General features: G+C 74.1%; 20 protein-coding genes. 7 read left to right on the top strand and 13 right to left on the bottom strand.

Going from position 1 to position 24318, the window contains the following annotated elements; translation table 11 throughout:
- Positions 1 to 18: 18 nt before the first annotated feature.
- The 4 genes from Ae717Ps2_RS25580 to Ae717Ps2_RS25565 all read left to right on the top strand — a co-directional run bounded on the left by Ae717Ps2_RS25580 (position 19) and on the right by Ae717Ps2_RS25565 (position 5133).
- Positions 19 to 1320 (top strand): acetyl-CoA C-acetyltransferase, encoded by a 1302-nt coding sequence (locus Ae717Ps2_RS25580; protein ID WP_075333980.1) that lies wholly within the window; start codon positions 19 to 21, stop codon positions 1318 to 1320.
- A complete protein-coding gene (locus tag Ae717Ps2_RS25575; protein ID WP_075333979.1) occupies positions 1317 to 2669 on the top strand; it encodes a 3-oxoacyl-ACP reductase in 1353 nt (450 codons plus the stop codon). The genes Ae717Ps2_RS25580 and Ae717Ps2_RS25575 overlap by 4 nt, the downstream gene beginning before the upstream one ends.
- Positions 2670 to 2674: 5 nt before the next feature.
- Positions 2675 to 3583, top strand: coding sequence for a MaoC family dehydratase (locus tag Ae717Ps2_RS25570; protein ID WP_233147678.1), 909 nt, complete (start codon positions 2675 to 2677; stop codon positions 3581 to 3583).
- 389 nt (positions 3584 to 3972) lie between these two features.
- On the top strand, positions 3973 to 5133 hold the full coding sequence (locus Ae717Ps2_RS25565) for a pyridoxal phosphate-dependent aminotransferase (protein WP_075333978.1): 1161 nt from the start codon (positions 3973 to 3975) through the stop codon (positions 5131 to 5133).
- A gap of 39 nt (positions 5134 to 5172) precedes the next feature.
- Here Ae717Ps2_RS25565 and Ae717Ps2_RS25560 read toward each other — a convergent pair whose 3' ends face one another.
- Positions 5173 to 5838 carry a VC0807 family protein gene (locus tag Ae717Ps2_RS25560; protein ID WP_075309609.1) on the bottom strand — a complete coding sequence of 222 codons (666 nt, stop codon included), beginning with the start codon at positions 5836 to 5838 and terminating at the stop codon, positions 5173 to 5175.
- A 206-nt stretch (positions 5839 to 6044) separates the two neighbouring features.
- Positions 6045 to 6722 (bottom strand): hypothetical protein, encoded by a 678-nt coding sequence (locus Ae717Ps2_RS25555; RefSeq protein ID WP_020622294.1) that lies wholly within the window; start codon positions 6720 to 6722, stop codon positions 6045 to 6047.
- A 258-nt stretch (positions 6723 to 6980) separates the two neighbouring features.
- On the opposite strand from Ae717Ps2_RS25555, the gene Ae717Ps2_RS25550 reads away from it, so the two are divergent.
- Both Ae717Ps2_RS25550 and Ae717Ps2_RS25545 read left to right on the top strand, forming a co-directional pair.
- Positions 6981 to 8597: a mononucleotidyl cyclase gene (locus tag Ae717Ps2_RS25550; protein WP_083695366.1), complete on the top strand. Its 1617-nt coding sequence runs from the start codon at positions 6981 to 6983 to the stop codon at positions 8595 to 8597.
- A gap of 31 nt (positions 8598 to 8628) precedes the next feature.
- Positions 8629 to 10245, top strand: coding sequence for an acyl-CoA synthetase (locus Ae717Ps2_RS25545; RefSeq protein ID WP_075309611.1), 1617 nt, complete (start codon positions 8629 to 8631; stop codon positions 10243 to 10245).
- A 7-nt stretch (positions 10246 to 10252) separates the two neighbouring features.
- On the opposite strand, the gene Ae717Ps2_RS25540 is transcribed toward Ae717Ps2_RS25545, so the two are convergent.
- The 6 genes from Ae717Ps2_RS25540 to ppc all read right to left on the bottom strand — a co-directional run bounded on the left by Ae717Ps2_RS25540 (position 10253) and on the right by ppc (position 17896).
- Positions 10253 to 10936 (bottom strand): SIMPL domain-containing protein, encoded by a 684-nt coding sequence (locus tag Ae717Ps2_RS25540; RefSeq protein ID WP_075309613.1) that lies wholly within the window; start codon positions 10934 to 10936, stop codon positions 10253 to 10255.
- Complete coding sequence (locus Ae717Ps2_RS25535; RefSeq protein WP_083702497.1) at positions 10933 to 12936, bottom strand: prolyl oligopeptidase family protein; 2004 nt, start codon at positions 12934 to 12936, stop codon at positions 10933 to 10935. Before Ae717Ps2_RS25535 ends, Ae717Ps2_RS25540 begins: the two co-directional genes overlap by 4 nt.
- 14 nt (positions 12937 to 12950) lie before the next feature.
- A complete protein-coding gene (locus Ae717Ps2_RS25530; protein ID WP_075309615.1) occupies positions 12951 to 13709 on the bottom strand; it encodes a LamB/YcsF family protein in 759 nt (252 codons plus the stop codon).
- 309 nt (positions 13710 to 14018) lie between these two features.
- Complete coding sequence (locus Ae717Ps2_RS39900) at positions 14019 to 14834, bottom strand: hypothetical protein (RefSeq protein ID WP_075333976.1); 816 nt, start codon at positions 14832 to 14834, stop codon at positions 14019 to 14021.
- Positions 14835 to 14883: 49 nt separating this feature from the next.
- Complete coding sequence (locus Ae717Ps2_RS25520) at positions 14884 to 15084, bottom strand: hypothetical protein (RefSeq protein WP_075309619.1); 201 nt, start codon at positions 15082 to 15084, stop codon at positions 14884 to 14886.
- A 43-nt stretch (positions 15085 to 15127) separates the two neighbouring features.
- Positions 15128 to 17896: a phosphoenolpyruvate carboxylase gene (ppc, locus tag Ae717Ps2_RS25515; RefSeq protein WP_083702496.1), complete on the bottom strand. Its 2769-nt coding sequence runs from the start codon at positions 17894 to 17896 to the stop codon at positions 15128 to 15130.
- Positions 17897 to 18102: 206 nt separating this feature from the next.
- On the opposite strand from ppc, the gene Ae717Ps2_RS25510 reads away from it, so the two are divergent.
- Positions 18103 to 20121, top strand: a complete 2019-nt coding sequence (locus Ae717Ps2_RS25510) for a beta-galactosidase (protein ID WP_075309621.1) — start codon at positions 18103 to 18105, stop codon at positions 20119 to 20121.
- A gap of 141 nt (positions 20122 to 20262) precedes the next feature.
- Here the strand turns inward: Ae717Ps2_RS25510 and Ae717Ps2_RS25505 are convergent, their stop codons facing one another.
- Genes Ae717Ps2_RS25505 through Ae717Ps2_RS25485 form a run of 5 tightly spaced genes read right to left on the bottom strand, consistent with a single transcriptional unit; the run spans position 20263 to position 24266 of the window.
- A complete protein-coding gene (locus Ae717Ps2_RS25505) occupies positions 20263 to 20541 on the bottom strand; it encodes an HPr family phosphocarrier protein (RefSeq protein ID WP_020621690.1) in 279 nt (92 codons plus the stop codon).
- Positions 20542 to 20573: 32 nt separating this feature from the next.
- The gene (locus Ae717Ps2_RS25500) at positions 20574 to 22088 is read right to left on the bottom strand and encodes a PTS fructose transporter subunit IIC (protein WP_075333975.1); all 1515 of its coding nucleotides are present in this window, start codon (positions 22086 to 22088) and stop codon (positions 20574 to 20576) included.
- Complete coding sequence (locus Ae717Ps2_RS25495) at positions 22085 to 22534, bottom strand: PTS sugar transporter subunit IIA (protein ID WP_060714010.1); 450 nt, start codon at positions 22532 to 22534, stop codon at positions 22085 to 22087. Before Ae717Ps2_RS25495 ends, Ae717Ps2_RS25500 begins: the two co-directional genes overlap by 4 nt.
- Positions 22531 to 23478 carry a 1-phosphofructokinase gene (gene pfkB / locus Ae717Ps2_RS25490; protein ID WP_020621687.1) on the bottom strand — a complete coding sequence of 316 codons (948 nt, stop codon included), beginning with the start codon at positions 23476 to 23478 and terminating at the stop codon, positions 22531 to 22533. The genes Ae717Ps2_RS25495 and pfkB overlap by 4 nt, the downstream gene beginning before the upstream one ends.
- A 26-nt stretch (positions 23479 to 23504) precedes the next feature.
- The gene (locus Ae717Ps2_RS25485) at positions 23505 to 24266 is read right to left on the bottom strand and encodes a DeoR/GlpR family DNA-binding transcription regulator (RefSeq protein WP_075333974.1); all 762 of its coding nucleotides are present in this window, start codon (positions 24264 to 24266) and stop codon (positions 23505 to 23507) included.
- Positions 24267 to 24318: the final 52 nt, after the last annotated feature.

Below are 24318 nucleotides of genomic sequence, written 5' to 3'. Positions count from 1 at the left end.
CCAGGAGGGACGATCCCCATGCCAGCCAGCACCCGGCGCGCCGCCGTCATCGGTGGCAACCGCATCCCGTTCGCGCGGGCCAACGGTGCCTACGCCGGCGCCTCGAACCTCGACATGCTCACCACGACGCTCGACGGTCTGGTGGCCCGCTTCGGGCTGGCCGGCGAGCGCCTGGGTGAGGTCGTGGCCGGCGCCGTGCTCAAGCACTCCCGCGACTTCAACCTGACCCGCGAGGCGGTCCTCGGCTCCCGGCTGAGCCCCGCCACCGCGGCCTACGACGTGCAGCAGGCCTGCGGCACCGGTCTGGAGGCGACCATCGCCGTCGCCAACAAGATCGCGCTCGGCCAGATCGAGTCCGGTGTCGCCGGTGGCGTGGACACCGCGTCCGACGCGCCGATCGCCCTGAACGACGACCTGCGGCGCGTGCTGGTCAAGCTCAACGCGGCGAAGACCACGGTGGACCGGCTCAAGCTGGTGGGGCAGCTGCGCCCGGGGCAGATCGTGCCGGACATCCCGGAGAACTCCGAGCCGCGCACCGGCCTGTCGATGGGCGAGCACGCCGCGCGCACCGCCCTGGAGTGGGGCATCGGCCGCACCGAGCAGGACGAGCTCACCGTGCGCAGCCACCACAACCTGGCCGCCGCTTACGACCGCGGCTTCTTCGACGACCTGGTCACGCCGTACCTGAAGCTGACCCGGGACAACAACCTGCGCGCCGACTCCTCGGTGGAGAAGCTCGCGAAGCTCAAGCCGGTCTTCGGCAAGGGCCCCGACGCCACGATGACCGCGGGCAACTCGACCCCGCTCACCGACGGTGCCGCCCTGGTCCTGCTCGGCTCCGACGAGTGGGCCGCCGAGCACAGGCTGCCGGTGCTGGCGCACGTCGTGGACGCCGAGACCGCGGGCGTCGACTACGTCCACGGCCCGGACGGGCTGCTCACCGCGCCGGTGTTCGCCGTGCCGCGGCTGCTGGAGCGCAACGGGCTGTCCCTGCAGGACTTCGACCTGTACGAGATCCACGAGGCCTTCGCCTCGGTCGTCCTCGTGCAGCGCAAGGCCTGGGAGGACCCCCGCTTCTGCAAGGAGCGCCTGGGCCTCGACGCGCCGCTGGGCGCGATCGACGACGACAAGCTCAACGTCGCGGGCTCCTCGCTCGCCGCGGGGCACCCGTTCGCCGCGACCGGCGGCCGGATCGTCGCGACCCTGGCCAAGCTCCTGCGGGAGAAGGCCGACACCGAGAAGAAGAACCAGCGCGGCCTGATCTCGATCTGCGCCGCCGGCGGCCAGGGCGTCGTCGCGATCCTGGAGGCAACGGCATGAGCGACCTGCTCGCGCCCCTGTCCAACACCCCGATCGCCAAGCAGCTCGGGCTGCCCACGGTGCCGACGCTGCGCCGGCACCGCCCCGGGGACCCGCTGCTGGCCGGCCCGGTGCTCGTCGCGGCCGTCGGCGAGGGCCGGTTCGCCAAGGCGCTCACCGCGTTCGTCGAGAGCCACGGTGTCCCCGCGCTCGCGGCGGCCGGCGAGGACCGGCTGTACGGGGTCGTCCTGGACCTGTCCGGTGCCACGACGCTGGCCGACCTCGCCGCCGCCCAGCAGATCCTCACCCCCGCGGTGAAGAAGCTCGGCCCGTCGGGCCGGGTGCTGCTGATCGGTGCCGAGCCGGGCGAGGCGTCCGGTGCGGAGGCGGCCGCCGTCGCCCAGGCGCTCGACGGCCTGGTCCGCTCGATCGGCAAGGAGCTGCGCTTCGGCGCGACGGCGAACCTGCTCGTCGTGGCCTCCGACGTGACCCCGGCCGCGATCGACTCGTCGGTCCGGTTCTTCCTGTCGGCCCGCTCCGCCTACGTCGACGGCCAGGTCGCGCACGTCGCGGCGCCGGTCGGGACCCCGCAGGAGCCGGCCGAGGTCGACGACCCGCGTGCCGAGGAGCAGCCGCTCGCCGGGCGCATCGCGGTGGTCACCGGCGCGGCACGCGGCATCGGCGCGGCCATCGCCGACACCCTGGCCCGCGACGGCGCGACGATCGTCGCCGTCGACATCCCGGCGGCCGGTGAGGGACTGGCCCGCACCGCGAACCGCACCGGCGGCACCGCGCTGCAGCTGGACATCACCGCCCCCGACGCGGCCGACCGGCTGCTCGGCCACCTCGCCGACCGGCACGACGGCGTCGACATCGTGGTGCACAACGCGGGCATCACCCGCGACAAGCTGCTCGCGAACATGACCGCCGACCGCTGGAACTCGGTGCTCGCGGTCAACCTGGGCGCCCAGCTGACGATCAACGAGGCGCTGCTGGCCGAGGGCTCCCCGCTGCACGAGTCGGGCCGCGTGGTCTGCGTGTCCTCGCAGTCGGGCATCGCGGGCAACCGCGGCCAGACCAACTACGCCGCCTCCAAGGCCGGTGTGATCGGCATGGTCCGGGCGCTCGCCCCGCGCTTCGCCGAGCGCGGCGCGACGATCAACGCCGTCGCACCCGGGTTCATCGAGACCGACATGACCGCGAAGATGCCCGTCGCCACCCGCGAGGGCGGCCGCCGGATCAACTCCCTCAAGCAGGGCGGGCTGCCGGTGGACGTCGCCGAGGCCATCGGCTGGTTCGGCCGCGCCGAGTCCGGCGGGCTCAACGGGCAGACCGTGCGGGTCTGCGGCCAGTCGATGCTGGGGGCCTGATGACCGTGACCGAGGATCGGAAGGTCACGGAGCTGCCCGGGCCGCCGTCGCTGGGGCAGTACTACGCCTCCGCGGCCGCCCGGGCGGCGCTCCCCGGCGGCTCCGGCCGGTCGCTGCCCGCGACCGAGCTGGTCCGCCGCGGCGTCACGGTCGAGCAGGGACACCTCGCCGACTACGCCCGGGTCTGCGGGTTCCGGGTCGGCAACGCCCTGCCGGTGACCTACCCGCACATGCTGACGTTCCCGCTGCAGGTCGTGCTGATGGCCGGCCGGTCGTTCCCGCTGCCGCTGCCCGGTCTGGTGCACATCGCCAACCGGATCACCGTGCACCGGGCGATCGCCCCGACCGAGACCCTCGACGTCCGGGTGTGGGCGCAGCGGTTCACCCGGCACCCCAAGGGGGCGCAGGTCGACCTGGTCGGTGAGGTCTCCGCGGACGGGGAGACCGTCTGGTCCGGCCGCAGCACCTATCTGGCCCGCGGGGCGAAGGCCCCGGACGGCCCGGCGGGCGGCAACGACACGGCCGACACGGCCGGCACGGCGGACATCGCCGAGCCGCCGGTGCCCACCGGGCCGGCGAACGCGCTGTGGCGGGTCCCGGGCGACATCGGACGCCGCTACGCGGCCGTCTCCGGTGACGTGAACCCGATCCACCTGCACTCGCTCACCGCGAAGGCGATGGGCTTCCCGCGGGCGATCGCGCACGGCATGTGGACCGCGGCGCACGCCGTCGCCGCGCTGGAGGGCCGGATCCCCGACGCCTGCACCTACGACGTCGTGTTCCGCAAGCCGGTGCTGCTCCCGGCGAAGGTCGAGCTCGTGACCGGGTCCGACGCCAAGGGGGCGTGGGGTCTGGCGCTGCGCAGCGCCAAGGACGCGGAAAAGCTGCACCTGGTCGGCCGCATCAGCGGGTAGACCGGAGGCATGGACGCGGGACGACGACGCGGGACGACCCGATCGGGTGGGCAGGTCTGCTCACCCGATCGGGTGGCTCTGGATCGGTCCACAGGCCGGTTCAGCAACGTCTCCCCGATGACGAACGTCTCCCCGTGTGTCCATCATTCTTCACCCGACATCCGTGAGGAGGCCATGCGATGAACGACGACATCTCGATCGAGAACGACGAGCAGCACGACGACGAGTCCCACATCGTCCGCGGACTCGACTGAGCCGGACTCGACCGGGTCACCGGAGGAGCTCCTCCCGGCGCGGTGGAACCCACCGGCGTCCGTGGACCGGCACGGGTTCGCGCAGAACCTCGATCAGGAGCTGCGCCACCCGCACACCCGGATAGTGTCGGGCCCATGCTGGTCGAGCGCATGCGCCCGTTCACCTCGACGATCTTCACCGAGATCTCCCGCCTCGCGGTCGAGACCGGTGCGATCAACCTCGGCCAGGGCTTCCCGGACACCGACGGTCCGGCATCGCTGCTCGCCGACGCGGCCGCCAACATCACCGAGCGCGGCCGCAACCAGTACCCGCCCGGTCCGGGCGTACCCGCGCTGCGCGAGGCCGTCGCGGCGCACCAGCACCGCTGGTACGGCATCGAGGTCGACCCGGCCGACGTCGTCGTCACCACGGGTGCGACCGAGGCGATCGCCGCGACCCTGCTCGGACTCTGCGGACCCGGCGACGAGGTCGTCGCGTTCGAGCCGGCCTACGACTCCTACGCCGCGGCCGTCGCGCTGGCCGGCGCCACGCTGCGCACCGTGCCGCTGCTCCCGCCCGGGTTCGGCTTCGACGACGACGCGCTGGCCGCCGCGTTCTCCGACCGCACCCGGGTGGTGCTGGTCAACACCCCGCACAACCCGACCGGCGCGGTGCTCACCCGCGACCAGCTGACCCGGGTAGGGGAGCTCGCGGTCGCCCACGACGCGGTGGTCGTCACCGACGAGGTGTACGAGCACATGGTCTTCGACGACGCGCAGCACGTCCCGATGGCGTCGCTGCCCGGCCTCGCCGACCGCACCCTCACGATCTCCTCGGCCGGGAAGACCTTCTCGGTGACCGGCTGGAAGGTCGGCTGGGTGCACGGCCCGTCCGAGCTGGTCGCCGCCCCGCGCGCGGTCAAGCAGTTCCTCACCTTCCACGGCGGGGCGCCGTTCCAGCCGGCCGTCGCGCACGCCCTCGGCCTCGGTGACGACTTCTACACCGGCCTCGCGGCCGATCTCACCCGCAAGCGCGACCTGCTGGCCGACGGGCTGCGGGCGGCCGGGTTCGACGTGCTCACCCCGCGCGGCACCTACTTCGTGACCGCGGACCCGCGCCCGCTCGGCTACGACGACGGCGTCGACCTGGCCTGGAAGCTCCCCGGCCTGTGCGGGGTCGCGGCCGTCCCGGTGTCGGTGTTCTGCCCGTCGCCGCAGGCCGCCGCGGCGCACCGGCCGTACGTGCGGTTCGCCTTCTGCAAGCGCGACGAGGTGCTGGAGCAGGCCGCCGAGCGGCTCGCGGGGCTCCGGCCGTGAGCGCCGCCGTCTCCGGCGGTGAGCTGCCCGCTCGGCCGGTCAGCGACCCGCCCGCACCGCCCGCTTCACGCTGAGGACCAGCAGCGCCGACAGCGCCGTCCACACCACGACCGACTGCACCGACAGGATCGGCAGCGCCACCACCGGCGCCAGTGTGTAGGCCAGCGTGATCCGCAGGGCCGCCTCCAGCGCCATGACCAGGGCGCCGGCCCCCGTCGCGCGGCGCAGCGTCCGGCGGAACACCGGGTTGGCGTCCCACTGGCGCTCCATCAGCGCGGGCAGGTCGGGGCGCTGGGCGCCGCCGAAGAACCGGCACACGTGGAACATCAGCGGGCGACGCCCGACCACCAGCGACCCGGCGAGCAGGAGTCCGAACGCGACGCTCTGGATCGCGTCGCGGGCGACGGCGAACCGGGCGTCGCCGCTGAGCAGCGACGTCACCAGCCCGGCCGCGATGGTGATTAGCACGATCACCCCGACCGGGTTGAGCCGGCGGTGCCGCACCGCCTGCACCAGGACGTTCAGCGCGGGCGGCAGCGCGGACCAGGCCAGCGCGGCGACGTCGGACATGCCCTGTCCGGTCAGCACCACGTAGACCAGGTACGGCAGCCCCGCGTCCACCAGCAGCGAGATCGCCGTCTGCCGCAGCACGGTGCCACGGCCCGCGGCGGGCGCAGGCGCGGTCGGGGGAGTGGTCGTGGTCATCGGATGGCTCCTGCCGTCGCGGGGGTCGGACCTCTCCGACACTCCCGCGCGAGGGCCCCCGCCGGATCCACCCCGGGATCGACCCCGGGTGGAGATCCGGGCTCCACCTCGCCGCCCGGACACGACGACGCCCCCGTCCCCGTCGCGGTGCGACGGTGGCGGGGGCGGTCGACGTGCCTGGGCCGCCGCGGAGGGCGACCGGCGGGTCAGACGCGGGCGGTCCGCTGCGCGGCGCCCGGCCACATGCGGGCACCGACGGCGCCACCGATCGCCGCGGCGACGGCCGAGACGCCCATCGCCAGGACCGACCAGCCCGCGGCCTCACGGGCGAGGCCGACGACACCCGCGCCACCCGCGCCGAGGCCGGGGAACGCCGAACCGGCGTAGCCGGCGAGCGCGCCGCCCCCGGCCAGGGCCAGCCCGACCAGCAGCATCGTGGTCAGGACCCAGACGGCCAGGGCGTTGACCACGCCGTCGGCCGGGTTGTCCCAGACCGTCGACGAGCCGGTCGCCATCCCGCCGAGGAAGAACGCGAGCAGGCCGATCACCACCGAGACCACGGCCGCCGTCGTCGTGCCGGGGGCGCCACCGATGGTGAGCCAGCCGAAGGCGAAGAACAGCAGCTGCAGGACGATGTTGACCGCGAACGTGGTCAGCGCGCCGATCCACACCGCGCCCCAGCGGATGCGGTCCAGCCGCGGGCCGCCGGCGATCGGGACACCGCCCGCGTGGTGGACACCGCCCGTACGGGGGTCCACGGTCGAGTGCTCGTGCCGGTGCTCGGTGTGCAGGGTGTCGGTGTGCGCGGGGTCGGCGTGCCCGGGGGCGACCGCGCCCGCGTGCTCCGCCGGTCCGCCCGCGGTCCTGCCGTACGTGCTGGTCATCCGGTGTTCCCCTCTGTGTGACGACCCGGCGCGAGCCGGGCCGTCGGTGACGTGCGTCCTACCCGGAGCCAGTACCCGTGAGGTGCGGGCCACAACGTCGGCCCGGCGGGAGCACGCGATCGGGGAGGGGATGTCGCATGTTCGGCCCAGTGGGAGGAGTGCGGAGGGTGGGCGGCCATCCTGTTGCGCAGCACCGTGGTGGCGGGCGTCCTCCCGTCTCCGGCGACCGGGCTCACTCGATCGGCCTAGACTCGCCGCATGGATGCGCAGCGACCCGCGACGCGGCCGGGCCGCCAGGTCGTCGGCCTGCCGGTACGAGCGCTGCTGGCCCTCGTCGTGGCGTCGGCGAACGTCATCGGCGCGGCCGTGGTGCTGGTCATCGCGGCCTTCGTGCTGCCCCGGGAACAGCTGCTCGACGCCGTCGAGATCCGGCTGGTCAACCTCGTCGTGCTCGCGATCTACCTGCTCGTCGCGGTCCCGGTCGGGATCTGGTTCGGCCGCCGGAAGCTGACCGTGCGTCGCTCCTCGCGGGACCCCCAGGCCGACGAGCGGCAGCTGGTGCTGCGGGCACCCGCCCGCATCTCGTCGATGGTCGCCCTGCTGTGGGTGGTCGGCGCGGTCCTGTTCTGCTTCCTCAACCTGCGCTACTCCGGGCGGCTGGGCTTCTCGGTCACCGCCACCGTGCTGATCGGCGGCGTGACCACCTCGGCCCTGTCCTACCTGCTGGTCGAGCGGATCCTGCGCCGCGCCGCGGCCCGAGTGCTGTCCGGGCGGCCGCCGAAGCGGCGTCGCCTGATCACCGGGGTCATGCTGCGCTCGGTCGGGTTCTGGGCGCTCGGCACCGCGGTCCCGATCTCCGGGATCATGCTGGCAGGGCTCGTCGCCCTGGTGTTCGGGGACTCCTCGCCCACCCAGCTCGCGGTCACCATGCTCGCGCTGGGGGGCACGGCGATCGGGGTCGGACTGATCACGACGCTCGGGGCCGCCCGCGCCATCGCCGACCCGGTGCTGGCCGTGCGCCGTGCACTGGCCCGTGTGCAGGACGGTGATCTCGACGTGAGCCTGCCCGTCTACGACAACACCGAGCTCGGGCAGCTCCAGGCCGGGACGAACAGCATGGTCGAGGGGCTGCGCGAGCGGGAGCGGATCCGTGACCTGTTCGGCCGCCACGTCGGCCGCGACGTCGCCGAGGCCGCGTCGGCGCGCGGTGACGGCATCCGGCTCGGCGGCGAGGTGCGGCCAGTCGCGGTGCTGTTCGTCGATCTCGTCGGTTCGACGACGATGGCCGCCCGCCGACCGCCGGAGGAGGTCGTGGCGGTGCTGAACCGCTTCTTCGGGGTGGTCGTCGAGTGCGTCGAGCAGGCCGGCGGGTGGATCAACAAGTTCGAGGGCGACGCCGCGCTCGCCGTGTTCGGCGCCCCGCTCGACCTCGACGACGCCCCCGGCGCCGCGCTCAGCGCCGCCCGCTGCCTGGGCGCCCGCCTCGCCGAGGAGATGCCTGAGATCGAGGCCGGCATCGGTGTCTCCGCGGGCGACGCGGTGGCCGGCAACATCGGCGACCCGCGCCGTTTCGAGTACACCGTGATCGGCGACCCGGTGAACGAGGCGGCGCGGCTCACCGAGCTGGCGAAGTCGGTGCCGGGGCGGGTCGTCGCGGCCGCCCGGGCCGTCGACGCCGCCGGGAGCGAGGCCGCGCGGTGGCGGGCATCGGAGTCGGTGACGCTGCGCGGGCGGGACGAGCCGACCGGGATCTGGGTCCCGGCCGGGCACGATCGGGACGCCGCGGACGGCACAGACAGCGCGGACGGCAAAGACAGCGCGGAAGCCACGGACCCCGCCGACGTCGTCGGGTCCGCGGAGAACGGTCGTAGGTGACGACGGGGGTGTCCTCGGGCAGGATGCGCCCATGGGCAACGGTGCTACCGAGTTCAGTGAGCTGACCGCGGCGTCGATCCGGCGGGTGCGCCGGCACACGCTCGGGGACCTGCTGCACCGGACGGCCGTCCGGTACCCGGGCAAGACCGCGGTCGTCGACGGTGAGACCCGCTGGACCTTCGCCGAGTTCGACGCCGCGGTGAACCGCTGCGCCGCCGCACTGGCCGGGCAGGGCCTGGTCAAGGGCGACCGGCTCGCGCTGCTGTCGCACAACTGCCGCCAGTTCGCGGTGCTCGTCTACGCCACCGCGCGGCTCGGCGTCGTGCTCGTGCCGATCAACTTCATGCTGAACGCCGAGGAGATCGCGTTCATCCTCGACCACTCCGGGGCGACGGCGTTCGTCGTCGAGGACGCGCTGGCCGCGACCGGGGAGAAGGCGCTCGCGCAGTCCTCGGAGCCGGCGTCGGTCCGGGCCTGGATCGGGCTGTCCGGGCAGGCGCCGACCGGGGACTGGGCCGACCTGGACGCCTGGATCGACGGTGACGGCGACCCCGGCGAGCCGGACGTGCACATCGCCGACGACGACCCGCTGCGCCTCATGTACACCTCCGGCACCGAGTCGCGGCCCAAGGGCGTCATGCTGCCCAGCCGATCGCTGATCGCCCAGTACGTGTCGTGCGTCGTCGACGGCGGCATGGAGCACGACGACGTCGAGCTGCACTCGCTGCCGCTCTACCACTGCGCGCAGCTGGACTGCTTCCTGTCCGTCGACGTCTACCTCGGCGCCACCAGCATCATCCTCCCGGCACCGGACCCGGCCCGGCTGCTGGAGACGATCGAGCGGGAGAAGGTCACCAAGCTCTTCTGCCCGCCGACGGTCTGGATCTCGCTGCTGCGCCACCCGGACTTCGACACCCGGGACCTGTCGAGCCTGCGCAAGGGCTACTACGGTGCCGCGGCGATGCCGGTCGAGGTGCTGCAGGAGCTGTCCCGGCGGCTCCCCGAGGTGCGGCTGTGGAACTTCTACGGCCAGACCGAGACCTCCCCGCTGGCCACCCTGCTCGGCCCGGACGAGCAGCTCAGCCACGCTGGGTCGGCCGGGCGGGCGTCGCTGAACGTCGAGACGCGCGTCGTCGACGACGAGGGCAACGAGGTCGGTCCGGGAGAGGTCGGCGAGATCGTGCACCGCAGCCCGCACGTGACGTTGGGGTACTACGAGAACGAGGAGAAGACCGCCGAGGCGTTCGCCGGTGGCTGGTTCCACTCCGGTGACCTGGGCGTGATGACCGCCGACGGGTACCTGTCCGTCGTCGACCGCAAGAAGGACATGATCAAGACCGGTGGGGAGAACGTCGCCTCCCGCGAGGTGGAGGAAGCGCTCTACCTGCTCGAGGGTGTCGCCGAGGTCGCCGTGTTCGGCGTCAGCCACCCGCACTGGATCGAGGCCGTCACCGCGGTCGTGGTGCCGAAGCAGGGCGTGACGCTGACCCGCGAGCAGGTCGACGCGCACGCCCGCGAGAAGCTCGCCGGCTACAAGCGGCCCAAGTACGTGGTGTTCGCCGACGCGCTGCCGAAGAACCCCAGCGGCAAGATCCTCAAGCGGGAGCTGCGCACCGAGCACGGCGAGATCGCGGCCCGGGAGGGCTGAGCGGGGCTCAGCCCTCCCGGCGCACGACGAACTCGGCCTCGACCTCGGCCCGGACGGTGATGTCGTCCGGGGCGAGGAGCGTGCCGAGAGCACCGTCGGCCTCGGCGAACCCGCCCGGCGCGGACATCGCGCGGGCACTGAAGCTCACCCCCACCGGCTGGTGCGCGCCGAGCATGCCCGTGTCGGCGACCGAGCGCGGCGCGACGGGGCCCAGGTCGAGGGCGTCGGCGTAGTCCTGGGCGCGCTCGACGGCCTGGCGCAGCGCGTCCTGGCGGGCCGACCGCTCGATCTCGCGGCGGTGCTCCCGAGCCAGGTCCCAGGAGATCCCCTGCACCTGCGCGCCGGCGAACCGGCCCACCCCGGACAGCCAGGCGCCGAGCCGGGCGACGTCGTCGAACTCCACCGACACCGACACCGACGCGTGGTGCACCGGCGGCTGCGGCCGGCCCTCGAACGACGGCTGCTCGACCCAGCTGCGGGCCTGGTCGACGACGTAGCGCCGGACCGGACCCGCGCCGGGGTCGTGCAGGGTGCGCACGTCGGCGACGAGCGCCGCGGTGCCCTGCTCGACCTCGGACCGCACCGCCGCGGCCTCGGGCCCCTGCGCCTCCACGACGACCTGCGCGGTACCCCGCTCGGCGGGGACCTGCCGCTCGTGCTCGCCCCGCACCCGGATCACGACGTCGCTCATGCCAGCTTCTCCCACAGGAATCCGTAGGCCAGTGCGGCCATCCTCGCGGCCTGCGCGTTGTCCGCGGCGCCGCCGTGCCCGCCCTCGATGTTCTCGTAGTAGGTGACGTCGTGGCCGGCGGCCTCCAGCGCGGCGGTGAACTTGCGGGCGTGGCCGGGGTGCACCCGGTCGTCGCGGGTGGAGGTCAGCAGGATCGTCGGTGGGTAGTCGGCGTCCGGGTCGATCAGGTGGTACGGCGAGAGCGTCCGGATGAACTCCCAGTCGTCGGTGTCCGGATCGCCGTACTCGGCCATCCAGGAGGCGCCGGCGAGCAGGTGGCTGTAGCGCTTCATGTCCAGCAGCGGCACCTGGATCACCACCGCACCGAACAGCTCGGGGTAGCGGACCAGCATGTTCCCCGCCATCAGTCCGCCGTTGCTGCCGCCCTGCACGGCGAGGTGCGCGCGTGAGGTGATGCCGCGGTCGATCAGGTCCCGTGCGACGGCGGCCATGTCCTCGTAGGCGCGCGGGCGCTTCTCCCGCAGCGCCGCCCGGTGCCAGCGCGGCCCGTACTCGCCGCCGCCGCGCAGGTTCGCGACCGCGTACACACCGCCGCGCTCCAGCCAGGACCGGCCGGTCGCGCCGGAGTAGCCGGGTGTCAGGGGGATCTCGAAGCCGCCGTAGCCGTAGAGCAGGGTCGGGGCGGAGCCGTCGAAGGGCAGGTCCGTGGGCCGGACCAGGAAGTAGGGGACGCGGGTGCCGTCGTCGCTGGTCACGAAGTGCTGCTCGATGACGTGGCGGGACGCGTCGAAGAACGCGGGCGCGCTGCGCAGCGGCCGGGGTGCCTCGCCGACCGTGGCGATCGACAGCGTCGAGGGGGTCAGGTAGTCGGTGACGATCAGCCAGACGTCGTCGCTCTCGTCGGCGTCGACCGCGGCGACCGTGACGCTCCCGAACTCCGGCGCCCCGACGAACGGTGACCGCTCCCAGCCCTGCTCGCCGGGAGTGAGCACGACGAGCCGGTCGACGACGTGTTCCAGCACGTCGAGCACGAGGTGGTGGCGGGTCCAGGTGTACCCGGCCAGCGAGGAGGAGTCGGTGGGTTCGAACAGCACCTCCCAGTCCGGGGTGCCGGTCAGGACGTCGTCGAAGCGGGCGGCGAGCAGCGAGCCCGCGGTGAACGACCCCCAGTCCTCGCGCAGCTCGACGGTGCACCACTCGCGGTGCACGTCGGTCGTCGCGGAGTCCGGGACGTCGATCTTGGTGAGGCTCCCGTCCGCGCCGATCAGGTGCAGCTCGTCGGCGTAGAAGGCCAGGGCCCGGCGCAGGAAGTCCCGCTCGAAGCCCGGGGTGTGGTCGCGGAACGCCGAGATGCTGAGGTCGGTCTCCTCGCCGGCGTAGACCAGCTCGGCGGACTCCAGGGCCTCGCCGCGGCGCAGCCGGCGCACCGTGCGCGGGTAGCCCGACGTCGTCATGGTGCCCGGACCGAGGTCGGTGGACAGGTAGACGGTGTCGCGGTCGATCCAGCTCATCCCGCCCTTCGCCTCGGGGCGGGAGAACCCGTCCTCGACGAAGGTGCGGGTCGGCAGGTCGAACTCGCGGGTGACGTCGGCGTCGGCGCCGCCGCGGGACAGGTCGACCAGGGCGCGGTCGAGGTCCGGGCGCAGGAACCGGGCGCCGTGCCAGACCCAGTTCTCGCCCTCGGCCTCGTTGAGCGCGTCGACGTCGAGCAGCACCTCCCACTCGGTGTCGGCGCTCCGGTAGGACTCCGGTGTGGTGCGCCGCCACAGGCCGCGCGGGTGCTGCTCGTCGGTCCAGAAGTTGTAGTAGTACCCGCCGCGGGCGGTGACGAACGGGATCCGGTCGCGGGAGTCGAGGACCTCGCGGATCCCCGACTCCAGCTCGGTGAACAGCGGGGTGCCGGTCAGTCGCGCCTCGGTGCGGGCGTTGCGCCGGGCCACCCACTCCAGGGCCTCGGTGCCGGTGACGTCCTCGAGCCAGGCGTGCGGGTCGTTCGTCATGGCCCGATCATCGCTCACACGAACGGTGCGACGGCGATCCCGGTCCGGGCGAGCTCGTCACGGACCCGCCGGGCGGTCGCGACGGCACCGGGGGAGTCGCCGTGCAGGCAGGCGGACTCGGCGCGGACGGCGACCTCGCTGCCGTCGACCGCGCGCACCGTCCCCGTCCCGACCATGCGGACGAGTCGTTCGGCCGCCTCCGTGGCGTCGTCGAGCAGTGCGCCCGGCTCGCCACGCGGGACGAGCCCGCCCTCGGGGGTGTAGCCGCGGTCGACGAAGAACTCGCCCACCGCGCGCAGCCCGGCGCGCTCGGCCTCCGCGAGCAGCGCGGACCCGGGCAGGCCGAGCACCGGCAGCGACGGGTCGTACGCCAGCACCGCCCGGACGACCGCGCGAGCCTGCGCGGTGTGCGTCCGCGTGGCGTTGTAGAGCGCGCCGTGCGGCTTGACGTAGCGGACCCGGGTGCCCGCGGCCCGGCACAGCGCCTCGAGCCCGCCGATCTGGTAGAGCACGTCGTCGGTCAGCGCGTCGGGCTCGATGTCGAGGAACCGGCGCCCGAACCCGCGCAGGTCCGGATAGGACACCTGCGCCCCGACGACGACCCCCGCCCCGGCAGCCCCCGCGGTCGTGCCCCGCAGCGTCGAGGGATCCCCGGCGTGGAACCCGCACGCGACGTTCGCCGAGGTGACGAGCCCGAGCATCGCCTCGTCGTCGCCGAGGGTCCACCGGCCCCAGGACTCGCCGAGGTCGGCGTTCAGGTCGATCGTGCTCACGGATGCGTCCTCGGGTCGGGTCGGGTCGGGGTCCAGTGTGACCGGGATCGGGTCGCCACGCCCGGACCGCCGCCGTCCGGGGCGCGCCCCGGACGGGCACGCGCCGGCGGCCTCCGAGCCTGCGGGGCGGTGGCCCCGCTCGGCGCCGCGCGGGGTGCTGGTTCTCCGAACTCGCTTACCCGGTAAGCGAGTTCGAAAGGAGGGTGCCGGCGGACCGGTTCGCGCCGGCACGGAGACGCGTCGCCCCGCCGGCACCCCTGTCGTGCGGCCCGGCCCCGGCGCGAGGGTGGCGAGCAGCCCCTGTCCAGCTCAGTCGTCCCGCAGCGCGCCCGCCCGCACCAGGACGGCGGCCCGGTGTCCCACACGGACCCGTTCGAGAGGACGGACCCCCGGCGGCAACGCCACCGTCCGTCCACGTCCGACGGCCACGACCACGGCGTCCGGGCGGAGCACGGTCGCGACCGCGCGCAGGAACTCGACCCCGGGGGCCTGGTCCTGGGCCTGGTCGGCGGCGGCGGCGCGGGCGGGCCCGGCGTCGGGGGCCGGGGTGTCGGCGGCCGCGCCGGCGGGCCGGGTGGGGGCGGCGGCCCAGGTCGTCCGGATCCCGTGCGGCAGGTCGGCCAGGACGAGGTCCGGGCCGGCGTCGTCCGGGGACGCCTCGGCGAGGACACCGCGGACGGCGGCGGTGTCCCTGGCGTCGGCGACGGCGACCGACCAGGCCGGGGTGCTCGCCGGGACCAGGGTCCGGGCGGCGGTCGCGGCGTCGGCGTAGGACGGCTTGTCGTGCCGGGCGGCGAGGGCGTCGAGGTCCGCGGCGCGGGCGGCGAGACCGCCGGGGTCGAGCAGGGCGAGGTTGCGGCGGGCCAGGTCGAGCGGCTCGGGGTCGGCGTCGGTGCCCACCAGACGCGTGATGCCGGGCACGAGCAGGCCCAGCACGGTGAGGGTCACCCCGGCGCCGCAGCACGGGTCCCACACGGTGAGCGGCGCGTCGGCGGGCAGATGGGCGCGGGCGCGACCGGCGAGCTCGACGGTCAGGCGGACCGGGAGGGTCGGGCGGCCCGGTGCCGACGCCAGCACCGCGTCGAGCGCCGCATGGTTCGCGGCCGGGGCGTGGCGGTACTGCACCCGGGAAGTCCAGCAGCCCGCGGCCGCACCGGTTCCGGCGGGTGGCCGGTCAGCGGGTGCGGCGGTGCAGCCAGAACGCCACGCCGCCGACCAGCAGCGCGACGACCACCAGCGCGCCGACGACCTGCGGTCCGGCAGTCCCGGCCAGGTAGCTGAGCGGGAGCCCGGCCAGCGCGATGATCAGCACCCACGCCACCACCCGGCGGGTCGCGGGGCCCTCGGGGCCGGGTGTGTTCCGATCGTGCTCCATGTCCGGAACGTACCCGGCCACCTCCGGTGCTGCGGGATGCGGCTCAGCCGGTGTTCTTCATCCCGGCCGCGATCCCGTTGATGGTCAGGAGCAGGGCGCGCTCCAGGTCGGGGTCCGGGTCGTTCCCCGCGGCCCGGCGCTGGGCGAGCAGCTCGACCTGCAGGTGGTGCAGCGGCTCCAGGTAGGCGTCGCGCACCGACAGCGTGCCGCGCAGCACCGGGTGCCGGGCGAGCAGCTGGTCCTCGCCGGTCACCGCGAGCAGCTCGCGGCGGGTCAGCTCGTGCTCGGCGCGGATCTGCGCGAACAGTCCCTGCTGCTCCGGGTCGACCAGCGTCGCGACGTAGTTCGACGCGATCCGCAGGTCGGTCTTGGCCAGCGTCATCTCCACGTTGCCGATCAGGTTCCGGAAGAACGCCCACTCCCGCATCTCGGCCAGCTCCTCGGCGTAGCCCGCCTCGCGGGCCGCCCGCAGGCCCGAGCCCAGGCCGTACCAGCCGGGCACCACCATCCGGGTCTGCGTCCAGCCGAACACCCACGGGATCGCGCGCAGGTCGTCGAGCGTCGGCTCGCCCTGCCCCGGCCGCTTCGACGGCCGCGACCCGACGTTGAGCCGCCCCAGCTCCTCCACCGGCGTCGCCGCGGTGAAGAACAGCGGCAGGGCCGGGTCGTCGACGAGGGTCCGGTAGGTGGCGGTGGCGGCCTCCGACACGCAGTCCATGACCTCGTCCCAGCGCTTCAGGGTCTCGGCGGGCCAGCGGGACGCCTGGTGCAGCAGCGACGCGTCCAGCATCGACGCCAGCAGGATCTCCAGGTTGTCGTGCGCCAGGCTGGGCAGCGAGTACTTGTCGGAGATGACCTCGCCCTGCTCGGTGAGCTTCATCGTGGCGTCGACCGACCCGAACGGCGCCGACGCGATCGCCTCGCCGGCCGGACCGCCACCGCGCCCGACCGACCCGCCGCGGCCGTGGAACAGCCGCAGCCGCACCCCGTGCTCGGCGGCCACGTCACGCAGCTGGCGCTGGGCCCGGTGGATCTGCCACTGCGACGCGGTGATCCCTGCGCCCTTGTTGGAGTCGGAGTACCCCAGCATGATCTCCTGCAGGTCACCGCGGTTGCGGACCTGCTGGCGGTACCCCGGGTCCGACAGCAGCCCCTCCAGCAGCTCCCCGGCCCGGGACAGCTCCTCGACCGTCTCGAACAGCGGCACGAGGTCGATCGAGGAGCGCGGGTCGTCGCCGATCTCGACCATGTACGCCTCGCGGGCCAGCACGGCGACGGCGAGCAGGTCGTCGACGTCGCGGGCCATCGAGACGATGTAGGTCCGCACGACCTCCTCGCCGAACTCGTGCTGCAGCGCGTGCACCGTGTCGAACAGGTCCAGCACCGGTGCGGCGGCCTCGGGCACGCCGTAGTGGCGACGGAACAGCGGCCGCTTGTTCCGCAGCTCCGCCGACAGGAGCTCCCGCCGCTCGTCGCGGGTCAGCTCGGCGTAGGGCCGGTCCAGCTCGCCGAGTCCGTCGAACACCGCTCCGAGCGCGTCGTGGTGCTTCTGCGAGTGCTCGCGCACGTCCAGCTCGACCAGGTGCAGGCCCAGCGCGCGGGCCGAGCGGATCGCCCTGGCCAGGGTGCCACCGGCGATCCGGGCCCCGTGGTGGCCGCGCAGCGACCGGTCCACGACCAGCAGGTCCTCCAGGTAGCCGGCCGACCCCAGGTAGTCGACGCCCGCCTCGTGCGCGGCGCCGGTCGCGATCCGCCGGCGGGTGTTCTCCAACCGGGCCGCGACGTAGGACAGCTTGAGCCGGTACGGCTCGTGCGCGTTGAGCCGGATGAAGCGGTCGTGCACCGCGGGCAGCGCGCGCCGGTCCCGGGCCAGCGAGCCGCGCAGCTCCTCCGACACCCCCATCACCCGCGTCGACACCGACAGCTCGAAGACCAGCTTCTCCACCAGCGCGGTGTGGATCCGGATCGCCCGGTCGGCGTTGAGCTCCAGCACCTCACGGGTCACCGCCGGGGTGACGTTGGGGTTGCCGTCGCGGTCGCCGCCGACCCACGACCCCAGCACGAGCGGACGCGCGTCGGCGGGGATCTCCAGCCCGGCGTCGGCGGCCTCCCTGGCGAACTCGCCCAGCAGGTCCGGGACGGTCCGCTCGCCGAGCCGGGCCGCGAACCAGGCGACGTTGCGTGCCTCGTCGATCACCATCGGCTTGCCGGGGCGGATGTCGTCGGTCTGCCACAGCAGGTCGACCAGGGCGGCGAGCTCCTCGTCGGGCGCCCGGGCGTCGAGCGCGTCCACGACCCGGCGCAGGATGCCCAGCACCGACTGCCGGGTCGACTCGGTCGGGTGCGCGGTGAACACCGGGCGCAGCTCGGCCCTGGCCAGCACGTCGGCGACCTCGTCCGGGTCGGCCTCGGTCGCCAGGCGGCGCAGCACCGCCCGCAGCGGCCGCGCGTCGGCCGGCCGCAGCTCCCGCAGCTCCCGTGACCGGTGCAGCTGCTCGGCGACGTTGGCCAGCTGGAAGTACTGGGAGAACGCCCGCGCCAGCAGCACCGCGGTGCCGGTGTCGATCCCGTCGAGCAGGGCCGCGACGACGTCCGGCCCCGCCTCGCCGCGTGCGGAGTCCCGGGCCGCCCGTCGCACCTTCTCGACCAGCTCCAGGACCTCGGGACCGGCCTCGTCGGACAGCGTCCGACCGAGCATCGTGGACAACCGCCGGATGTCGGCGCGCAGCGCCTTCTGCTCACTCTCGCTGACGACGCCCGAGTGCGCGGCCAGCGAGTCGGGGGCGAGTGCGGTGGTCTCCGAGGGGCTCACGCAGGCTCTCCGGTTCTCCGCGCGGTGACGCGGTTCGGGACGGGCCGCTCGCGTCGTCGGGAACGGGGGTCGGGCCCCGGCATCGTCCCCCGCCGTCGTGGGGCGGGGCCATCTCTGGCGCCGCCCGTAACCGCGGGGAAACCTGATCTGCACGAAGTCGGACACATCCGCACGACATCGCACATCGCCACGGACACACTGTGTGCATGACCCGCTGGCTGCGTCGCACCCCCGGTGCCTCCCGTCCTCGCATCGAGTTCGGGGCCGACTACAACCCCGAGCAGTGGCCGCGCGCGGTGTGGGAGTCCGACGTCGCGCTCATGCGCGAGGCCGGGGTGACGATCGTGACCGTCGGCGTCTTCTCCTGGGCGCTGCTGCAGCCCGCACCGGACCGCTGGGACCTCGACTGGTTCGACGACGTGCTGGACCTGCTGCACGCGGGCGGGATCGCCGTCGACCTCGCGACGGCGACGGCCTCACCTCCGCCGTGGCTGCACCACCGGCACCCGGAGATCCTTGCTGTCGACGCCGATGGCCGGATCCTCGCCCCGGGCGGGCGCCAGCACCACCGCCCGACCTCCCCGGTGTTCCGCCGCCACGCACTCGCCCTGGTCCAGCGCCTCGCCCGCCGCTACGGCGACCATCCCGCGCTCGCCGCCTGGCACGTGTCCAACGAGCTGGGCTGCCACGACGTCCACGACCACTCCGAGGACGCGCAGCGCGCGTTCCGGGCCTGGCTGCAGCGCCGCTACGACGACCTCGACCGGCTCAACCAGGCCTGGGGCACCGCGTTCTGGTCCCAGCACTACGGCGAGTGGGACGAGATCGGCACCCCGCGCCGCACCGGCCCGGGCACCCACCCGAACCCGACCCAGCAGCTCGACTTCGCCCGCTTCTCCTCCGACGCCCTGCTCGACCACCTGCGTGCCGAGCGGGACCTGCTGCGCGAGCTCACCCCGGATGTGCCCGTGACGACCAACTTCATGGTGATGGGCGAGACGAACGGCATGGACTACGCGACGTGGGCGCCGCACGTCGACGTCGTCGCCAACGACCACTACGTGTTCCCCGGCCCGGAGGCCCGCGACGAGCTGTCGTTCTCGGCCAACCTCACCGGCAACCTCGCCGGCGGACACCCGTGGTGGCTGATGGAGCACTCGACGTCGGCGGTGAACTGGCAGCCGGTCAACCGCGCGAAGCGCCCCGGGGAGCTCGCCCGCGACGCGCTGACCCACCTCGCGCACGGCGCCGACGCGCTCTGCTTCTTCCAGTGGCGCCAGTCCGCGGCGGGCGCGGAGAAGTTCCACTCGGCGATGGTGCCGCACGCCGGGCCGGCCTCGGCGCTGTTCCGCGACGTCACCGCGCTCGGGGCGACACTGCGTGAGCTGGCCCCGGTCGCCGGAGCGCGGCGGATCCCGGCGCCGGCCGCGGTGCTGTGGGACTGGCCGTCGTGGTGGGCCGCCGAGCAGCCGTTCACCCCGACCACCGAGCTGCGCTACAAGGCCGAGGCGCTCGGCTGGTACCGGGCGTTCCTCGACGCCGGGGTCCGCGCCGACGTCGTGCCGGCCGACGCCGACCTGTCCGGCTACGGGCTGGTCGTCGCCCCGGTGCTGCACGTGGTCGGCCCGGACCGCGCGGCCGCGCTGACCGCCTACGTCGAGGCCGGCGGGCACCTGGTCGCCACCTACTTCTCGGGCACCGTCGACGACGACGCGCACGCCGTCCTCGGCGGCTACCCGGGCGCGCTGCGCGACCTGCTGGGCATCCGGGTCGAGGAGTTCGCCCCGCTCGACCCGGGCGCCGTCGTCGAGCTCGACGACGGCACCACCGGCGACCTGTGGAGCGAGGCCGTGCAGGTGGTGGACCCGGCCGTCGAGGTGCTCGCCCGCTGGACCGGCGGTGGCACCGACCCGGCCGCGGGTGACCTGGCCGGGCTGCCCGCGGTGACCCGTCGTCCGGTCGGGGACGGGTCGGCGACCTACGTCCCGACCCGGCTCGCCGACCGCGCCCCGCTGCTGCGACGCCTGCTGGCCGCCGCCGGGATCGGGTCCGAGCTGCCCGGCGAGCTGGTGGGACGGGTGGAGCTGGTCCGCCGCGAGGGGTTCCGGTTCGTCGTCAACCGGACCGACGCCCCCGTCGACCTGGGGCCGCTCGGCGCGGCGGAGGTGCTCGCCGGCCCGGCCGGAACCCTGCCTCCGCGCGGGGTGACCGTCCTCCGGGACTGAACCGCACGTTCCTGCCCCTGGGAGGGCGGAAACGTGCCTCTCGGCGGCAGCGTCAGCGGCAGGAGCAGGCCGCGGACGACCGGACGCCCCGCCGCGCGGGAGGCGTGGCGGGGCGTCCGGGTCGTACGAGGTGACGCGGGGTCAGCTCGCGTCGAGGTCCTGCTCCAGCAGCTCGGCCAGGGCGGCGACGGCGGCCTCGCCCTGCTCGTCGTCGGAGGAGGTCAGCACGACCTCCTCGCCGGACTGCACGCCCAGGCCCATCACGGACAGGATGGAGGCGGCGTCGACCGGTCCACGCTCACCGTCGGCGGTCCCGATCTGCACCTTCACCCCCTGCTCCTTGGCGGCGGTGACGAACAGGTTGGCGGGGCGGGCGTGCAGCCCGACGGACGACCCCACCTTCACGCGGCGCTCGGCCATGTCGGTGTTCCTCTCGATGTGGGTGGTGGGTGTCAGCCGGCGACCGGCGCGGCGGCCGGGGCGGCGGCGGGCTGCTCGACGGCGGCCGGGGCCGGGGTGCGGCGGGCCGACTTCAGGCCGACGACCAGGGCGGCGGAGACCAGGGTGCCCGCGACGATCGCCAGCAGGTAGGCGAACGGGTTGCCGATCAGCGGGACCACGAAGATGCCGCCGTGCGGGGCGCGCAGCGTCGCGCCGAAGGCCATCGACAGCGAGCCCGCGACCGCGGACCCGGCCATCAGCGACGGGATGACCCGCAGCGGGTCGCCCGCGGCGAACGGGATCGCGCCCTCGGTGATGAACGAGGCGCCCAGCAGCCAGGCGGCGCGGCCGTTCTCCTGCTCGACCTTCGTGAACAGGTTCTTGCGGACGGTCGTGGCCAGGGCCAGCGCCAGCGGCGGGGTCATGCCGGCCGCCATCACCGCGGCCATGATCATCAGCGCGGTCTCCGACCCGGTGGACAGCCCGGCGACGGCGAAGGCGTAGGCGGCCTTGTTGACCGGACCACCCATGTCGAAGGCCATCATCAGGCCGAGCAGGGCGCCGAGCAGGATCGCGTTGGTGCCCGACAGACCGTTGAGCCAGTTGGTCAGGCCGGTCGTGGCGGCCGCGAGCGGCGTGCCGACGACCAGGAACATGATCGCGCCGACGACGGCGGTGCCGATCAGCGGCAGCACCAGCACCGGCATGATCCCGGCCAGGGCGCGCGGCGGCTGCCACAGCTTGAGGCCGTAGACGACCGCACCGGCGAGCAGGCCGGCGACCAGGCCGCCGAGGAACCCGGCATGGGTCTGGACGGCGATCATGCCGCCGACGAAGCCGGGCACCAGTGCCGGGCGGTCGGCGATGGCGTAGGCGATGAAGCCGGCCAGGACCGGGACGAGGAAGCCGAACGCCAGGCCGCCGACCTGGAAGAACAGCGCGGCCCAGGACTGCACCGCACCCGGGTCGAACACGACCGAGGCGACGCCGTTGTCGTCGAAGGAGACGACGTCGGGGGCCTCGTTGATCTGGTAGCCGCCGAGCGCGAAGCCCAGCGCGATCAGCAGACCGCCGGCCGCGACGAACGGGATGACGTAGGAGACACCGGTCATCAGCCAGCCGCGGAGCTTGGAACCGAAGCCCGAGCCGAAGTTCTTGGTGTCCAGGTCGGACCCGTCGCGCTGGGCCGGGACGGCGGCCGCGGCCGAGCCCTTCGGCTGCGCGGTGGCCTTCGCGACGGCCTGCTCGATCAGGCCCGGCGCGCCGCCGATGGCCTTCTTGACCGGGGAGGTGACCGTCGGCAGGTGCGCGAAGCGCTCCTTGTCCCGCACCTCGACGTCGGCGGCGAGGATGATCGCCTCGGCCTCGTCGAGCTGGGCCTGGGTGAAGGGTGTCGAGCCCGCCGAACCCTGGGTCTCGACGACGATCTCGTGCCCCGCCTCCTCGGCGGCGACATCGAGGGCTTCGGCGGCCATGTAGGTGTGGGCGATGCCCGTCGGGCACGCGGTGACGGCGAGGAGCTTCATGCTCCCACCTCCTGCTGGATGAAGGTCGCGACGGCGGCCGGGTCGGTGGCGTTGCGGAGCTCGTTCTTGAACGAGGCACGGACCAGGCGACGGGCCAGCGCGGCGAGCACCGTCATGTGGTCGGTGTTCCCGCCCTCCGGGGCGGCGATCATGAAGATGAGGTCGGCGGGGCCGTCCTCGGCGCCGAAGTCGACACCCGACGGAGCCCGGCCGAAGGCCAGGGTCGGCTCGGTGACGGCCGCGGAGCGGCAGTGCGGGATGCCGATGCCGCCCTCCAGGCCGGTCGGCATCTGTGCCTCGCGGGCCTCGATGTCGGCGAGGAAGGTGTCCAGGTCGGTGACCCGGCCCGCCCGCACGAGGCGCTCGGCGAGGGCGGTGACGGCGGTCTTCCTGTCGGCCGACGGCACGTCGAGGTCGACCAGATCAGCGGTGATCAGTGCGGTCATGCGGCATCTCCGGTGAGAGCGAGGGTGACGTCCGGCGTGGGTGCCAGTTCGACGTCGTCGATTCGGATGTCGGCCGGACCCGGCGTGGCGGAGCCGGGCAGTCGGCAGGCGGCGGCGCCGTAGGCCACGGCGTGGCGCAGGGCGTCGGGTCCCTCCCCGCCCGCAGCCAGGAACCCGGCCAGGGTGGAGTCACCGGCGCCCACCGTGCTGAGCACGGTGATCGGAGGGGTCCGGGCGTGGTACTCGCCGGACCGGTCGACCAGCAGGGCGCCACCGGCGCCCAGGCTGACCAGGACCGCGCCGATCCCGCGGGCACGCAGCTCGCGGGCGGCCAGCAGCACGTCGCCGAGGCTGCCCAGCGGGCGCCCGACGAGCTCGGCCAGCTCGGCGTGGTTGGGCTTCACGAGGTCGGGGGCCGCCGTGACGGCGTGGTGCAGCGGCGCGTCCGAGGTGTCGACGGCGATCCGCAGGCCGGGCCGGCGGCAGCGCCGGACCAGCTCCGCGTAGAAGTCGTCGCGCACACCGGAGGGCAGCGAGCCGCAGCCCACCAGCCAGGTCGCGCCCGCGCCGAGCGCGCAGGCCCGGTCCATCAGGGCCTCGACCTCGTCGGCGGACAGGTGCGGACCCCGCTCGTTGATCTTCGTGGTGACGCCGTCCGGCTCGACCAGGGTGATGTTCACCCGGGTGGCCTCGGTGATCGGCACCGCGACGGTCGTGACGTCGGTCGGCTCCAGCAGCGCGGCCAGCCGCTCGCCGGGCGTGGCACCCGACGGCATCAGGGCCACCGTGCGGTGCCCGGCCGAGGCCAGGGCGCGGGCGACGTTGACGCCCTTGCCACCGGGGTCGATCCGGACCGATCCGGCCCGGTGGACCTCGCCGCGCACCAGGTGCGGCAGCGCGATGGTCCGGTCCAGGCTCGGGTTCGGGGTGACCGTCACGAACATCCGCGGAGCGGGGACGGAACGGGGTGTCATGCGCGTACCACCTTGGGGCCGGCGGCCTCGAGCACGGCGGCGTCCGCCGCGGCGAGGCCGGTGTCGGTGATCAGCGTGTCGACCTCGGCCAGCGTGCCGAAGCGGACGAACTGGTCGGAGCCGAACTTGCTGGCGTCGGCGAGGACGACGGTGCGGCGCGCGGCGCGCAGCATCGCCCGCTTGGTCGCGCCCTCGCCCGTGTCGGGTGTGGTGAGGCCGCGGGCCACGGAGAAGCCGTTGGTCCCGAGGAAGGCGACGTCGATCGTCAGACCGGCCAGCACCTCCGTGCCCCAGTCGTCGACGGTGGCCAGCGTCGTCCCGCGGACCCGGCCGCCGAGCAGCCGCAGGTCCACGTTCGGACGTCCGGCCAGCGAGGACGCGATCGGCAGCGAGTTGGTGACGACGGTGACGTCGCGTTCGCGGGGCAGCGTGCTCGCGAGCCGGGAGGTCGTGGTCCCGGCGTCGAGCAGGACGGTCGCGGCGGTGCCCAGTTCGGCGAGTGCGGCCTTGGCGATCCGCTCCTTCTCCGCGCCGAACTGGCTGTCGCGCTGGCCGACCCCGGGCTCGAAGTTCAGCAGGTCCGACGGGATCGCCCCGCCGTGCACCCGGCGGACGAGCCCCTGGCGCTCCAGGGCCCCGAGGTCCCGGCGGATCGTCTCGGGGGTGACATCGAGCTCCTCGGCGACGGCGGCCACGTCGACCCGGCCCCGGTCCCGGGTCTGGTCGAGCAGCCACTGCTGACGCTCCGCTGCGTACATCTTTGTTCGCTCCCGCTTCGATGCTTGCTTGTGTCTGAGTATGTGGGTTTTA

This window comes from Pseudonocardia sp. Ae717_Ps2, from assembly GCF_001932475.1.
Classification (GTDB): domain Bacteria; phylum Actinomycetota; class Actinomycetes; order Mycobacteriales; family Pseudonocardiaceae; genus Pseudonocardia.
Note: the sequence above shows the minus strand (reverse complement) of the source record. Positions and strands in the feature narration are given on the sequence as shown.